The 14098-nt window shown below is 56.4% G+C and carries 10 protein-coding genes; 3 read left to right on the plus strand and 7 right to left on the minus strand.

Translation table 11 applies throughout. The features are described from left to right. Positions 1–198 precede the first annotated feature (198 nt). The 6 genes from C4S74_RS17475 to C4S74_RS17505 all read right to left on the minus strand — a co-directional run bounded on the left by C4S74_RS17475 (position 199) and on the right by C4S74_RS17505 (position 8930). The gene (locus C4S74_RS17475; protein WP_103996693.1) at positions 199–1197 is read right to left on the minus strand and encodes a zinc-binding alcohol dehydrogenase; all 999 of its coding nucleotides are present in this window, start codon (positions 1195–1197) and stop codon (positions 199–201) included. Between the two features lie 358 nt (positions 1198–1555). After that, positions 1556–3835, minus strand: coding sequence for a helix-turn-helix transcriptional regulator (locus C4S74_RS17480; protein WP_103996580.1), 2280 nt, complete (start codon positions 3833–3835; stop codon positions 1556–1558). Positions 3836–3912: 77 nt separating this feature from the next. Beyond that, positions 3913–4791: a carbohydrate ABC transporter permease gene (locus C4S74_RS17485; protein WP_103996581.1), complete on the minus strand. Its 879-nt coding sequence runs from the start codon at positions 4789–4791 to the stop codon at positions 3913–3915. Further along, complete coding sequence (locus tag C4S74_RS17490) at positions 4785–5750, minus strand: sugar ABC transporter permease (RefSeq protein ID WP_103996582.1); 966 nt, start codon at positions 5748–5750, stop codon at positions 4785–4787. The genes C4S74_RS17485 and C4S74_RS17490 overlap by 7 nt, the downstream gene beginning before the upstream one ends. Positions 5751–5837: 87 nt before the next feature. Then, positions 5838–7430 (minus strand): extracellular solute-binding protein, encoded by a 1593-nt coding sequence (locus C4S74_RS17495; RefSeq protein WP_103996583.1) that lies wholly within the window; start codon positions 7428–7430, stop codon positions 5838–5840. A 483-nt stretch (positions 7431–7913) separates the two neighbouring features. Then, the gene (locus tag C4S74_RS17505) at positions 7914–8930 is read right to left on the minus strand and encodes an alkaline phosphatase family protein (RefSeq protein WP_103996584.1); all 1017 of its coding nucleotides are present in this window, start codon (positions 8928–8930) and stop codon (positions 7914–7916) included. Positions 8931–9211: 281 nt separating this feature from the next. On the opposite strand from C4S74_RS17505, the gene C4S74_RS17510 reads away from it, so the two are divergent. Genes C4S74_RS17510 through C4S74_RS17520 form a run of 3 tightly spaced genes read left to right on the plus strand, consistent with a single transcriptional unit; the run spans position 9212 to position 12769 of the window. Beyond that, entirely contained in the window at positions 9212–10966 is a 1755-nt protein-coding gene (locus tag C4S74_RS17510; protein WP_103996585.1) for an ABC transporter ATP-binding protein, read from the plus strand. 55 nt (positions 10967–11021) lie between these two features. Further along, complete coding sequence (locus C4S74_RS17515; protein WP_103996586.1) at positions 11022–11699, plus strand: response regulator transcription factor; 678 nt, start codon at positions 11022–11024, stop codon at positions 11697–11699. After that, entirely contained in the window at positions 11696–12769 is a 1074-nt protein-coding gene (locus C4S74_RS17520; RefSeq protein WP_103996587.1) for a cell wall metabolism sensor histidine kinase WalK, read from the plus strand. The genes C4S74_RS17515 and C4S74_RS17520 overlap by 4 nt, the downstream gene beginning before the upstream one ends. Positions 12770–13178: 409 nt before the next feature. Here the strand turns inward: C4S74_RS17520 and C4S74_RS17525 are convergent, their stop codons facing one another. Then, positions 13179–14090, minus strand: coding sequence for a helix-turn-helix transcriptional regulator (locus tag C4S74_RS17525; RefSeq protein ID WP_103996588.1), 912 nt, complete (start codon positions 14088–14090; stop codon positions 13179–13181). Positions 14091–14098: the final 8 nt, after the last annotated feature.

The following is a 14098-nucleotide window of genomic DNA, read 5'->3' on the forward strand; positions in this document are numbered from 1 at the left end:
AAACGTCACCTTCGGACAAGGATCGGTTTCGCTTTGTTCACGTTATCATTTACCCGAAAAGGGCGCTTTCAGGAGAGAGCCGTCCGGTCGGTTCCGCCCGGCTGTCTCATGCCGACGCGGGCCGGGCGCTCCGCGCGGAAAAGCCCCGGGCTGCCGGCCAAGAGAGCGGTCGAATGACAGAAAGCGTCTAAGCTGCCCTTAGTCCGCTCCGTACCGGAGCAGCACGCCGAGCGCCGGTTCGCTTCCGCGGAAGCTTTCGTACGCTTCCGCGGCCTGGGCGAACGGAAGCGCGGTCAGCAGCGGGGCCACCGAGATGCGGCCTTCCGCAAGCAGACGGATGTACTCGGCGGTATTGCGGCCTTCCGTCCAGCGGACGTAGCCAATAGGGTAATCCCGGTTATCGCGCTCGTACATCGGGTCGTAGCGCCCGGGGCCGCCCGCCCGGGAGATCAGCACGCGGGCCTCCTTGCCGAACATCCGGCCGCGCGAGAAATTCGCGCTCACGTCGCCGACAAGGACGACGGAGCCCCGGTCCCGCAGCCAGCCGAACGCGCGGTCGATCAGCGGCCCGCCGTCGCCGCCCACGCAGAGCAGGACGCTGTCGGCGCCGAGACCGCCGGTCACCCGCGCGAGCTGCGCTTCCAGATCCTCGGCGCCGGCGAACGCCTCGATGCCGCCCGCGCGCAGCCGCTCCGCGCGTCCCTCGTCGAGGTCGAGCCCCGCCGTCCGGAAGGCGGAGGCGGAGGCGATCTGCGCCGTCAGGTTGCCGAGGATGCCCAGCCCGACCACGACGACGGATTCGCCGAACCGCAGGTCGGCCGTACGCAGCGCGTGGATCGCGATGGCGCCCAGTCCGGCGAACGCCGCTTCCTCCGGCCGGACGTGATCCGGTACCGGGGCGGCCAGGTTCGCCGGAACGGCCAGCGTCTCGGCGTGCCGGACGTAGGGGGCGCCATAGCAGGCGACGCGCTGTCCCGGCTCCAGGCCGCGGACGTCCACGCCGGTCCGCGTCACGATGCCGACCGCGCTGTAGCCCAGCTCGACGGGCGTTTCACCGGAACGGCGCAGCATCGACAGCTCCGTTCCGGGGCTGATCGCGGAGTACTCCGTCCGGATCAGGATATGCCCCGGAAGAAGCTGCGGTTCCTCCAGTTCACGCAGAACAATGTTTCCGTGTTGTGCCGCAACGCATTTCATTGTTTTTTCCTCCGTAGCTTTTTCGTCAGCCTCCCGCATTCCCGGCCAGGCTGTCTTCTTTCGGTGGCAGCCCCGCCGGACCTAACGGTAAAGGTTGTGTTGTTCGGTCTTGGTTCGGTCTGCTCTTCGGTCTGTGGTTCGGTCTGCCCGCCGGTTCCTCTTAGAAACGGTTAATGCCATGCTTGATTCGCCGCCTCTATTTTTAATGCCGGTTATTCTCGGCCGCGTTTAATTTTTAGGTCCCTAATCTTCGGACCGGCACACGCCGCTGTCCCCTTGCTTGACGAGACGAATTTTCAATATCGTTAAGCGCTCGTCCCATTCATCCGGCAATCGTAACTCCGGCATCTTTACGTCGTCAGGAAATCGACTTCCTCCGGTATTCGCTGGGCGAAATGCCGTTGTATTTTTTAAATGTGCTCGTAAAGGTGGACGAATTGAGATACCCCGACTTTTCGCCGATTTCCGCAACCGACCAATCGGTTGTTTTCAGCCATTCCTTGGCGTGAGCCATCCGGACCTTGTTGAGATATTCCACGAAATTGATGCCGAACGCTTTCTTGAAGTAGTTCGAGAAATATTTCGGACTTGTGCCCAGCAGCTCGGCCATATGGTCCAGGTGCAGGTTTTCCTTGTAATGCGTGTTGATATACTGGGCGATAAATTCCGCTTCCAGCTTCGTGTCGCCGGCCGGTTTCCGCCATTCCGCAAATCGGCGCGCGGCATATTCCAGCGCGGCTTCGATTTCCCGGTAGTCCACCGCGTGATGAACCGAACGGATAAAGCCGTCCTGCATCCGGATCAGCTCCTGCCGGTCGACTTTGCCAGGCTCCACGTACTGCTGCATGTGATAGTACATGCACTCGGCGACGGGAACGAGCTGGTGATGGTGGACATGCCGCTCGGCGTTCTTCGCCAGGATGGCACGGATCATCGCAAGGCATGCCTCCACATTACCCCCCGCAAGGTGATTGGATAGCTTTTCGATTTCATGCAGCGGGAAATACACCTTCCACGTATACCGGATCGCCTGCGTATCCGTGACGGGGCTTGCCTCCGAAAGATCCCGGTACATCAGGCCCCGCTTGACCTCGCGGTAAGCGTCCTGGCAGTACTGGATCTTCGATGCGTAAAGCCTGCTGACGGACGCCATGACGGTGACGTCCTTCAGCGGTCCGCTTCCGGCCTGCTTCAGCATCTGCCCCATGCGCCGGATGACCGGCTCGCGGTCCGAAGGACGGTCGAGGCCGATCAGCGCAAGGAACTGCAGGCTTCCCGCATGGAAGACGGCGCAGTGGCCCCCGGCCTCGCCCGCCGCCTCCCGGAGCCCCGCCAGCAGCGTCTGCTCCAGAGAAGCGGCCCGCAGCGGAGCCGGCGGTTCGCTTCCGGCTTCCGGGCTTTCCTTCGGCCGCAGATGAATGGCGGCCATCATGAACTGGCCCGTCCGGAAGAAATCCGCGAAGATGTGCTGCATCCGGTTCTCGAATTCAAGCGAATGCGAGAATTCGTCGAGAGCGTGCAGGAACACACCCCGCCGGATTTCGGAGTGCACCGTCTCCATCTGGATTTTGACGGAGGCATTCTCCAGCTGCATCTGCTCGATGCCGCTGCGGATGCGGCTGTAATCCGCCTGCGGTTCCGCCGTTTTTCCGCCCAGCAGGCGGACCAGATCCCGGATCGGCCGGTACAGGTAGTGGCTGAGCAGGATGGAAAGACCCACCGCCGCGAGAATGCCGATGATCATGATCATCCGGTTCCAGGCGACAACCGGCGCTGTGCCCGCCAGCTCCACCGGCATTTTATCGATATAAATAAAATCGTTATAGTCGGATTTATAAAACAGATACTCGTAATCCCGGCTTTTGACCGTCGCTTCCTGCCCCGGGTTAAAGTACACCTCGTTCAGCATTTCCACGAGATCCCACTGGGGGTCCGTACTCAGAATGCGGTTGCGCTCGGCATCCATCACCATCAGGGAGGTGCCCTGCATCATCGCGGTCTGGTTCACATGCTTCAGCAGCTTATCCACGTCGATCAGCAGCATAATGTTGTACGTCGAAATCTGGTTGCTTCCCATCAGCACGATGAGATTGCGGCTTTGGACAAGCCGGTCCGCGACCCGCACTTTGAATACGCTTGCAGGAAACACTTTCTGCGTCCGGTTCGTCTCGGCAAACGACTTCCAGTATTCCGCGTTGTACGTATCGTGCCGGTACTGCTCGTTAAAAAGTGCCTCCAGGCTCGACGTTCCTTGCGAAGTAATCGCGAAGGCGGACCCTTTCTCGAACAGAACAACTTCTTCCAGATAATCCATGGATGACACCAGGGTCGTCATGTTTTTCTGCATCAGATACACGTCGTTCATGTTGATCCGGTCATCCTCCATCACCTCCCAGGACTTGTAGGGCAGGGCGTGGATCGAATAGATGAGGTCGTTCATCTCTTTGAAAGCCTGATCGAACGACCGGATGACGTGCTTCACAACCAGTTTGTTATTCTCGCTGACCTGACGATAAATACCCGAAATCGAATTCTCGAAGACCAAGTAATTGGATGCGAACATGACAACGGCCACGAGCAGAAGCGACAAAAAAATCTTCAGCAGCCCCATGTTCACTTTCCAGCGGATCCTCGGCATATTCCGTCCCCCTCGCTCTTTAACGGAAATGACGCTGTTAGTTCCCTTAATCTTCGACATTCGGCCGGGCATCCCTTCTAGCCTTTTTCGGAGCCGAGCATAATGCCCTTGGCGAAATATTTCTGGGCGAACGGATAAATCAGCAGCACCGGAATCATCGAAATGAAGATGGTGGCGTTTTTCATCGCCTCCGGCGTAAGCGCGGCCTGATCCACAAGCCCCGACTCTTTGGCCTGATCGAAGATAAGCATATCCCGGAGCACCACCTGCAGCGGATAAAGGTTGGCATCGTTAAGGTAAATCAGCGGCAGGAAAAAGCTGTTCCAGTGGCCCATAAAATAGAACAGGCCGATGGAAGCGAGCGCCGGCTTGGACAGCGGGATAATGATACTGAACAGAATCCGGTATTCCGAAGCGCCGTCGATAAGGGCGGATTCACGCAAGGACGAGGACATCGACTCGTAAAAGCTTTTGAGAATGAGCAGTTCGATCGTCCAGATCGCGTTAGGCAGCACGAGCGCCCAGATGGTATCCAGCAGGTGGAGCTTCTGCACGACAATGTAAGTCGGGATAATGCCGCCGTTCAGAAACATCGTGATCACAATCGCGATCATAAAATATTTCCGCCCGAAGAACGTTTTCCGGGAAAGCGGATAGGCGGCTACGGCCGTCATCAGCAGGTTGATGAAAGTGCCAACGCCCGTATACAGAATCGTATTGAGATAGGCGCGCGGAATACGCGGATTTTGCAGAATCTCCTTGTAAGCGTCCAGGTTGAAACCGCGGGGCCACAGAAACACTTTATTCTGCACGATATAAGCCGAATCGCTGAATGAAACTGCGATGATGTACAGCACCGGATAGACGGTTGCGGCGGCGACCAGACTGAGAATGATCACATTCATCAGATCGAACAGACCGAATTTGCGGAGTTTGCCTCCCTTTGCGGTTACCATAAGCTGCTTCCCCCCGCTCTCCGGCTGATCATATTGCTGACGAGCAGCATCACAAGCGCGACCAGCGCCTCGAACAATCCTACGGCAGCGGCATAGCTGTAGTTCGTTTCAAGCAGACCTTTGCGGTAGACATACGTTGAGAACACGTCCGCCACGTCGTAGGTCATCGGGTTGTAGAGCAGAAGCACCTTCTCGTAGCCGATCCGGAACATCGCGCCTGTTTTCAGGATGAACATAATCGTAATCGTCGGCAAAATACTCGGAATCGTGATGTAGCGCATCATCTGGAACCGCGTGCAGCCGTCCACGCGCGCCGCTTCGTATAAGGTCGGGCTGACGCCGGCTATCGCGGCCAAATAAATAATGGCGTCGTACCCGATCGTCGCCCAGATTTCCGAAGACACGTAGATGGTACGGAACCATTCGGGATCGATCAGGAAATATTTCCTGGTAAAGCCCAGCGCCTCGATAATCGTGTTGAGCAGCCCCCGGGTCGGCGACAGGAAATCGATAATCATGGACGAGATAATGACCACGGACAGGAACGCCGGCAGATAGCTTAGCGTCTGCACCGTCTTTTTGAAAAATTGCAGGCGCACTTCGTTGAGCAGCAGGGCGAACAGGATCGGAAACGGAAAGCCCCACAAAAGAGTAAACAAGCCGAGCAGGATCGTGTTGCGGAACAGCATCCAAAAATCTTGGCTGGAGAAAAACGCTTTGAAATGCTCCAGTCCCACCCATTCGCTGCCCAGGATGCCTTCATAGACGTTGTAATTTTTAAACGCGATAATCAGCCCGTACAGGGGGCCGTAGCGGAACAGGATAAAGAAAACGATACAGGGGATGAACAACAGCAGGAGCTGGCGGTCCCTCTTGATGTGCCGCAAAATTTCCGCTCCTTTGGAACGCTTCGGTTGGCTGACCGCCGTTTGGGCCAGTTCGGGTTGTGCCGGTTGCATGCAGGGTACCTCCTTCAAGGCGGAGGGGCACCCGCCGGAAACGCGGATGCCTTCCGTCTTTGCTCTGTTTCTTGCGGAAAAGCGTGCTTACTTGCTGTCGAACCGTTTCTGCGCGGTATTGTAGGCTTCAATGTAAGCGGAGGCGCCCATTTTCTCGGCGGTTTGCAGCCATTCGTTCCACTGCGCGTCTCCGTAGCTCTTATTCAGAATATATTTGGTGCTGAACTCGTTGGCGGACTTCTGCAGAGATGTCAGGACATCGGCGATTTTCTTCGTTTCGGGATCGGTAAATTTCAGAACGGGGTCCAGCATATCGATCTTGTTGTTTTTGACCATTTTGTCCTGGGCCTCTTGCTCCTTCTCCGTAAAGTTGTAGTACACGCTGCGGCTGTCCGCGCGGACGTACATCCCTTCCAGCCAAAGCCCGTAGCGGTCCTTAAGGACGCCGATGTCGACGTTCGGCACGTCTTTCAGCTCGGGATAGACGGCCTTCCCGCCTTCCATCTTGAAGGTCTCTCCTTCGACGCCCATCGTGACCAGTGCCGCCCCCGACGGGCTGGACAAGTAATCGAGCAGCTTGAGCGCCACTTCCTTGTTCTTGTTGTTGGAGACGACGATGCCGTAGTTGTCGATCTTGGAAAGCTGCTTGATTTTGCCCGTCGGTCCTACCGGATTTCCGTAGCGCAGGTTGTAGTCCGGATTCTGGGACTTGACCTGGTTATGGAACAAATCCAGACGGCCGATCCAGTCGAACGTGACGAAGGACTTGTTGTTCGTCGTCATTTTGGCGGTCCAGGACGCATCCGTATCCGTGACGAATTCGGGATCGAGCAGCCCCTCGTTGTACAGCTTCTTCATGAAATCGAGCATCTGCTTATATTCCGGCTGGATAAAAGCAAGCTTCCACGTCTTCGCGTTCTCGTCGTAGGCCGCCGGATAACTCGCTCCGCCGATCCCCCAGCCCGGCGCCCAGTCCCGGAAAATATAATCTTTCGTTTTGGACGCGTACGGATAAGAAGTCGGGTACGCTTCTTTCAGTTTTTTCAGCGCCTGATAAAATTCCTCGGTCGTATTCCATTCGGGAATGCCCAGCTTGTCGAAAATATCTTTGCGGTACAGGAAGCCGTGATTGACATCCCGGTTAATGTTGTAAATCGGCCACGTGTACAGGTTGTCTTTGTCGTCGGACCAGGACTTCATCACCCAGCTGCTGTCTTTGTTGTCCACATAAAGGCTTTTGAAGTTAGGCAGCTTGTCGAGGTAGGAATTGATCGGAGTCAGCGCCCCTTGGGAACCTAATTTGTTGGCTTCCGCCGGTGTAAGTCCGTGAAAAACGTCCGGAAGCTTGCCCGATGCCATCACCACTTTTAATTTATCTTTGTAGTTGGCGGTGGAATAGGCCTGGATGTTCAGCTTGATACCGGTTCTTTTCTCGATTTCCTTCACGATGAGCTTGTTGCTCAAATCCGGATTGTCGCTGACCAGCATCCAGTTCAACGTAACGGGTTCGTCGACCAGCGGGAGCTTGAGCCCGCCCGTGTCCCCGTAGTCGGCCGCTGCGGCGGTACTCGGTTTCGTATTCGCAGAAGCTGCCCCCTCCTGCTTGCCCCCGGCGCACGCCGATGCGATCGATGCAAACAGCGTAAGGGATAAAAACGTCGATAGAAGCTTACGGGTCATACTTGTGCCTCCTTGACCTCAATGATGGATTTGCGCTTGAGGCGTTCCGGTATCCGGCTTCTGGCGCCCTCCGCACATCCACAGTATAGAAAGCACGGAGAGATCTCGTAAATAAAGCGTTTTCACAAACCTGTGGATTTTTCTCTACTCCTCCTCGCAAAATGATCAAAGTCCTTGACAGGCAAGGGATAGAGACGATGTGGAAAATGGTAAAGCGGTAGAAAATAATAAAATTTCCGTTCTTTGCGCGGCTGCCGCGGGCGCACAAAAAAGCACCCTCACCGGGTGCTTTTGCGATGAGTGTTTTACCGGGCGTTTCTCCTCCGTCCGCATAAAAAAGACCGGGGATTTCTCCCCGGCCTCTGCTTCCGAACCGTACGGCCGGTCATTCACTGCCATGTGCGGACCGTACGCGAATTCCAGACGCGCAATTGCGGCGCTGCGCGGTAGTCTTCGGGCCCGCTTTACTGCATCGGTCCGCTCTTACTGGATCAAACCGACCGCGCGGCCGTCCAGGTTCCAGCTGCTGTTTACCGGCACGCCGAGATGTTTAAGAGCCGTCACCAGAACGTCGGCCTGATAGGTCGCTCCCGTCAGTTGTCCTTTAACGGTGCTTTCCCCGCTCGCGATCAGGAAAATGGTCGTTTCTTCACTGCTGCTGCCGCCGTGCGAAGTGCCCTTGCCTCCGTGATCGGTGCTGACGAGAATGAGCCAGTCTTCCTGGGCGTAAGTGCTGCGGGCTTTGACCGCGTCCAGGATTGTGCCGATCTGGGCGTCCACGCCTTCGATCGCTTTTGTGTACTGGGACACTTTCGGACTGAAGCCGTACGTATGACCGGCGTGATCGATATCGTCGAAATGAAGGAAAAGAAAGTCCGGATTACCGGTTTTCAGCAGGCTCACCGTATCCGACACCACTTCGGCATCGGTAGCGACGGTTTTCTCCAGATCGATTCCTTCTACCAGCTTGTCGTTGATCGGTCCCCAGTGCACGATGGAAGCCGTCGACAGAGCCGGGTTGTAAAGCTCCGCGCGCTTCATCAGGGAAGGGTACTGGCCGAATTTGCTGCCCGCCCACGTGTTGTCCTTAACGCCGTGCTTCTGGTACCAGACGCCGGTATGAAGCGTAGACCAGCCTGTCGCGCTCCACGTGTAATTGGAGTTGGCTTTCGTCGTCCAGCTGTAAGCGCCGTTCACGGCAAGCGCGTCCAGATTGACCGCGTTGGCGGCTTGCAGAGCGTCCGGACGCGTCCCGTCCAGCCCGATCACGAGGACCTTCTTCTTCTTGGCCGCAGTTGGAGCAGCCTGTCCGGCCTCCGGCTTCGCTGAGTCATTCAGAACGGCGGCGCTTTCGGGTCCTCCGGCAGTGTTCCCGGCGATAGAAGCCGCAGCCCCCGTCTCCGGTGAAGCGGCGGCTCCGGCAAGCGATGCCGGAAGAAGCAGGCCCGCGAGCAGGGCGGCGCTCACCGTCTTTTTCCAATCATTCCGTACGTGTAACATGAATTCCACTCCTTTGTTTTTAAAAGTTAAACAAGAAAAAACATATTATTTTCCGGTTTTTTGATGGAATTTCGTGTTTTTCCTTGCTTTTACCAGTATATGGGCCTATTGTTAGCCCCGTGTTAGACGGGTTTTAATCTTTCGTATAGAAGAGCGGCGCCGCCCGTTCCATTCCTAGTTAATATGGAGTTCATAAAAGCATGCTAAATTTACGGCATGGAATACAAACCACAGAAAAAGATTGTGTGGCCACACAGTTTTACGGGAGGAGAATATTGGAAATGAAAGAAACTATACAAGACAAGAAAACAATGGGGAATTGGCGGCTGTTTCTCCGCATGATTCAGGATACTCATCCTTCGAAGCTGCTGCTGATCGCCGCCCTAGTAATGAGCGTGGCAACGACCGGCGTCGGCTTTGTCGTCCCCCTCTTTACGAAAAAGCTCGTGGACGGCTTCTCGATTCAATCGATGGATCCGTGGCAGATCGGCCTGCTGGCGCTGGCGTTTATTCTGCAGGCGGTGGCCAGCGGTTTGTCCATTTACCTGCTCAACCGGGTCGGCCATCATGTGGTGGGGAGCCTGCGCGACCGCTTGTGGAAGAAGCTGCTTCACCTGCCGATTTCTTTCTACGATCAAAATGAATCCGGCGAGATGTTAAGCCGGGTAACAAACGACACCGCGCTCGTCAAAGAAGTGATCACCGAGCATTTGGCCAACTGCATCACCGGTGTGCTGTCCATTACCGGTTCGGTCATTATTCTGCTGTTCCTCGATTGGAAAATGACGCTGGTCATGCTGCTCGCGGTCCCGGTCGCCATGGTGGTGCTTATGCTGCTCGGCAAAAAAATGTTTGCCATTTCGCGGGGCATGCAGGAGGAAACCGCCAAGTTTACGGCGGTACTCAATCAGGTTCTGCCGGAGACACGTCTGGTCAAAGCGTCCAATGCCGAAGAAATCGAGTACGAACGGGGAAAAACCGGCATCACGAACCTGTTCCGGTTCGGCCTGCGCGAAGCCAAAATCCATGCGTTGATCAGCCCGCTCATCTCGTTTGTCCTGATGGCCGTGCTTGTCGCCATTATCGGTTACGGCGGCGTCCGCGTATCGTCCGGAGCGCTGACTGCGGGCGACATGGTTGCCTTCATTCTGTATCTGATCCAGATTATAATTCCGGTCACCCAGTTGACCATGTTCTTTACTCATCTCCAGAAAGCGATGGGCGCGACGGAAAGAATGATGACTGTCCTGGAAGAGGAGGAAGAACACCTGTACGAGGGAACGAAGCTGGACAACGTCTCCCGCCCGATTCATGTAAAGGACGTCGACTTCGCTTACGGGGACGAACGCATATTGTCGCACCTTAACTTTACGATCGAGCCGGGCAAAGTAACGGCCATCGTCGGCCCGAGCGGCGGCGGCAAAACCACGACGTTCTCGCTGCTGGAGCGCTACTATAAGCCGACGGGCGGCGCGATTACGCTGGGAGATACGCCGATCGAGCAGTTCTCGCTGCATTCCTGGAGAAGCCATATCGGCTACGTCGCCCAGGAAAGCGCCCTTATCTCGGGAACGATCCGGGATAATATCTGCTACGGGGTCGAACGGGAAGTGAGCGACGCCGAGCTGAATAAAGTCGTGGAAATGGCTTACGCGAACGAATTTATCGCCGAGCTGCCCCAGAAATTCGATACCGAAGTCGGCGAACGGGGAATCAAGCTTTCCGGCGGCCAGCGCCAGCGGATCGCCATCGCCAGAGCCCTGCTGCGTGATCCGCAGATCCTGATGCTGGACGAAGCGACATCGAGCCTCGACAGCCAGTCCGAGATTTACGTCCAGAAAGCGCTGGACAATCTGATGAAAGGCCGGACGACGCTGGTCATCGCCCACCGCCTCTCCACCGTCGTGGACGCCGACAATATCCTTTTTATCGAAAAAGGACATATTACGGGAAGCGGCACGCACGAAGAGCTGTTCCAGACTCACTCGATGTACAGGGAGTTCGCCTCGCAGCAGCTTCGGCTTCAGGAAGCGTAAATTTCCGCAAATCTAATACTGAGGATAAAAGTCTATTCAAAAGGAGGCACAGCCGATGGCGAACATTCTGGTTGTCGACGACGACGCGCATATCCGGGAGCTTGTGCTGATCTTTTTGCAGGCGGAGGGGCTGCAGGTGTTCGAGGCCGTCGACGGTCTCGACGCCCTCTCCAAGCTCGAAACTCACAAGATCGACATGGTCATTCTCGATATTATGATGCCGAAGATGGACGGATGGCAGCTGTGCCGCGAAATCCGTGCCCATTACGGCGACCTTCCCCTGCTTATGCTGACCGCCAAAGGCGAAACGAGCCAGAAGGTCAAAGGCTTCAACCTGGGGACAGACGATTATCTCGTCAAGCCGTTCGAGCCGGCCGAATTGGCGGTCCGGGTAAAATCGCTGCTGAAGCGGTACCGGATTTCGGTCTCGCAGGCGGTGGAAGTCGGCTCGGTAACCATGCGGCGCAGCACGTACGAGCTTATCTGGAACGGCGGGAACCTGACGCTGCCTCTGAAGGAGTATGAGCTGCTGTTCAAACTGGGAAGCTATCCGGGCAAAACGTTCTCGCGCGACCAGCTTATCGAGGAGATCTGGGGCTACGATTACACGGGCGACGAGCGGACCGTCGATGTGCATATCCGCCGGCTCCGGGAGCGGTTTCCCGAGGAAGACTGCGGCTTCAGAATCCGTACGATACGGGGGCTGGGCTACCGCCTGGAAACGGCGGAATGAGGAAGAGCTTCCTCGCCCGGGCCCGCACGGTCGCTCTCATTCTGCTTGCCGCCACAGCTATTATGCTGATCTGCACCTACGTGGCGTACACCGGCTTGCCTTTCCTGTATTCCCTGCTCGGCGCGGAGCCGGACCCGTACTGGAAGCAGGCGATTTTCGCCACCGTCTTCTTCATTCTCTTCATCGGCTGTGTCGGCGCGATTTCTTCCTTAATGAGCAAAAGGCACATGCTCGTCTGGGATATGATCCAGGACGCCATGCGGCGTATCGCCAAGGGTGACTTCTCCGTCAGCATCGACATTCCGCTGGATGAGAAGGACCGGCTCGGCACCATTGTTTCCAACGTGAACCAGATGGCCGTAGAGCTTGGAGCTCTGGAAAAAATGCGTCAGGAGTTTATCTCCAACGTGTCGCATGAAATCCAGTCTCCCCTGACCTCCATTCAGGGCTTTGCCAAAGCAATCAAGCAGGAAAATCTCTCACCGGAAGCCCGGCTGCGCTATATTACGATCATCGAGACGGAGAGCGAACGCTTGTCCAAAATCAGCGACAATCTGCTCAAGCTGACTTCGCTGGAATCGAAGCATCACCCGTTCGAACAGGTTACGTACAGGCTGGATAAGCAGCTTCGCAATGTCGTGCTGGCCAATGAACCGAAATGGCTGGAAAAGAAGCTCGACATGGAGGTCGAGCTGGAGCCGGTCACGTGCCGGGCCGACCGGGACTTGTTGAGCCAGGTGTGGATCAACCTCCTGTCCAACGCCATCAAATTCACGCCGGAAGGCGGTACGATCCGTATCGGGCTGTCCGCCCGGGAAGGCCGTGCCCGCGTGACCGTAGCCGACACCGGGATCGGGCTGACGGAAGAAGACCGGCAGCATGTGTTCGAGCGCTTTTACAAAGCGGACAAATCCAGAACGTCCTCCGGCGGAGGAAGCGGGCTGGGACTGTCGATCGTGCAGAAGATCATTGAGATGCACGGCGGCGATATATCGGTGGAGAGCAGACCGGGCGAAGGCACCGTCTTCTTGGTGGAGCTGCCCTTGGAGCTTCAGGAGTCAAGCGCGTGAAACTGGAAGCCTAACGCCCGACTTCCCCACAAAACAAGCGTAAAGCCTGGCCTCTTCTCACGGGTTTGAAGCCACCCATGCCCCGAAAAGCAAAAAAAGCCGAGTTTCCGTAAATGGGAACTTCGGCTTTTTTTGCTTTTCAATTTGGAACTTCCGTGCTTTTTGCGGCGCATTTTTATAGGCCGGGTTGCGGTTGGGCATCGGGGCGTTTGGGCATCGGGCAGCCGGCCTGCTCCAGACAAACGGGCTGCTCTATACACTCGAATTGTGCTCCATACATTCGATTCATGCTCAATGCCATTTACTTGCCCGATGCCATTCGCTTTGCTCTATGCCGCTCCCTTTACTCCAAGGGCAATCGGTTGTTCTGTACAACACCGCCTCCGCCCACGGCAATCGGCAGCTCCGGCTAGTCCTCAAGATACTCCAGCAGCAGCCCCTGCAGCTCGCCCACGGCCGATGTCCGCAGGCTGTACCCCGTGACGGTTTCCCCCGTCACATGGGCTTTGAGCAGACCCGCGCAGCGCAGACTGAACAGGTGCTCGTGGGTAATCCCCTTCGATATGCCCAGGTACCGCACCACCTCGATAAAGCTATGGGGTTCGCTGCGCAAAAAACGGAGAATCCGCAGGCGGCTTTTCTCGCTTAAACTGCGGAGCATCCGGTACAATTTCGGCGACGGCCCTTCCTCGTGGTCGTGACCCGGCATAACGGCCGGATATTGGCAAAGAGTAACGGGCCCATAGCTGTAAAACACATTCCCCGGCACAAAGTGGAACTGCGGCGTCAAAACGACTTTCTCCAAGCTTCCTCCCGGTTCGAAATACATCCCGCCCGTTGTCTGCTCCGCCAATTCGGCGGCAGCTATCCGCCCGATGAGCGCGCGGTTCTTATCCGCGTCCGCTTCAAGGGCGGTTACGAGGCCGGGTTCGACCTTCGCGAAGTACTGGCTGTTCCACTCCGACAGAAGATGGACAAACTTGTCCCGCACCGCCTGCATGTCGGCGGGAAAGTTCTGGATGTACGGCGACAGGAGGACGTATAGATCCCCCAGGGACAAGCTTTCAAGCCACCGTAGAAAACCCGGTATGCTTTGTTTTTCGGGAGACAAGTAGGCGAAAAGAAAAATCAGCCGCCATTCCGGCGACAAATCCGTCGAATCGAGCTCTTCCCGGAAATCGCCGGTCAGTTCCGCGCGGATTCCGGGAGCCCAGTCGGGGCCGAGATCGATTCTTTTATACCAAATCTTGCACAAATACGTATGCAGACTGACGATCAGTTCGTTCGCAGGCTGAAACGAAAATTCAACTTCATAAGCCAATGCCGTTC

It is taken from the genome of Paenibacillus sp. UNC499MF, assembly GCF_900107975.1.
GTDB lineage: Bacteria > Bacillota > Bacilli > Paenibacillales > NBRC-103111 > Paenibacillus_F.

Bases quoted from the DNA above. Each gene is read 5' to 3' on its own strand.
- C4S74_RS17480 (WP_103996580.1), bottom strand. From the start codon at position 3,835: ATGCCGAGGATCCGCTGGAAAGTGAACATGGGGCTGCTGAAGATTTTT.
- C4S74_RS17475 (WP_103996693.1), bottom strand. From the start codon at position 1,197: ATGAAATGCGTTGCGGCACAACACGGAAACATTGTTCTGCGTGAACTG.
- C4S74_RS17510 (WP_103996585.1), top strand. From the start codon at position 9,212: ATGAAAGAAACTATACAAGACAAGAAAACAATGGGGAATTGGCGGCTG.
- C4S74_RS17485 (WP_103996581.1), bottom strand. From the start codon at position 4,791: ATGGTAACCGCAAAGGGAGGCAAACTCCGCAAATTCGGTCTGTTCGAT.
- C4S74_RS17505 (WP_103996584.1), bottom strand. From the start codon at position 8,930: ATGTTACACGTACGGAATGATTGGAAAAAGACGGTGAGCGCCGCCCTG.
- C4S74_RS17520 (WP_103996587.1), top strand. From the start codon at position 11,696: ATGAGGAAGAGCTTCCTCGCCCGGGCCCGCACGGTCGCTCTCATTCTG.
- C4S74_RS17495 (WP_103996583.1), bottom strand. From the start codon at position 7,430: ATGACCCGTAAGCTTCTATCGACGTTTTTATCCCTTACGCTGTTTGCA.
- C4S74_RS17515 (WP_103996586.1), top strand. From the start codon at position 11,022: ATGGCGAACATTCTGGTTGTCGACGACGACGCGCATATCCGGGAGCTT.
- C4S74_RS17490 (WP_103996582.1), bottom strand. From the start codon at position 5,750: ATGCAACCGGCACAACCCGAACTGGCCCAAACGGCGGTCAGCCAACCG.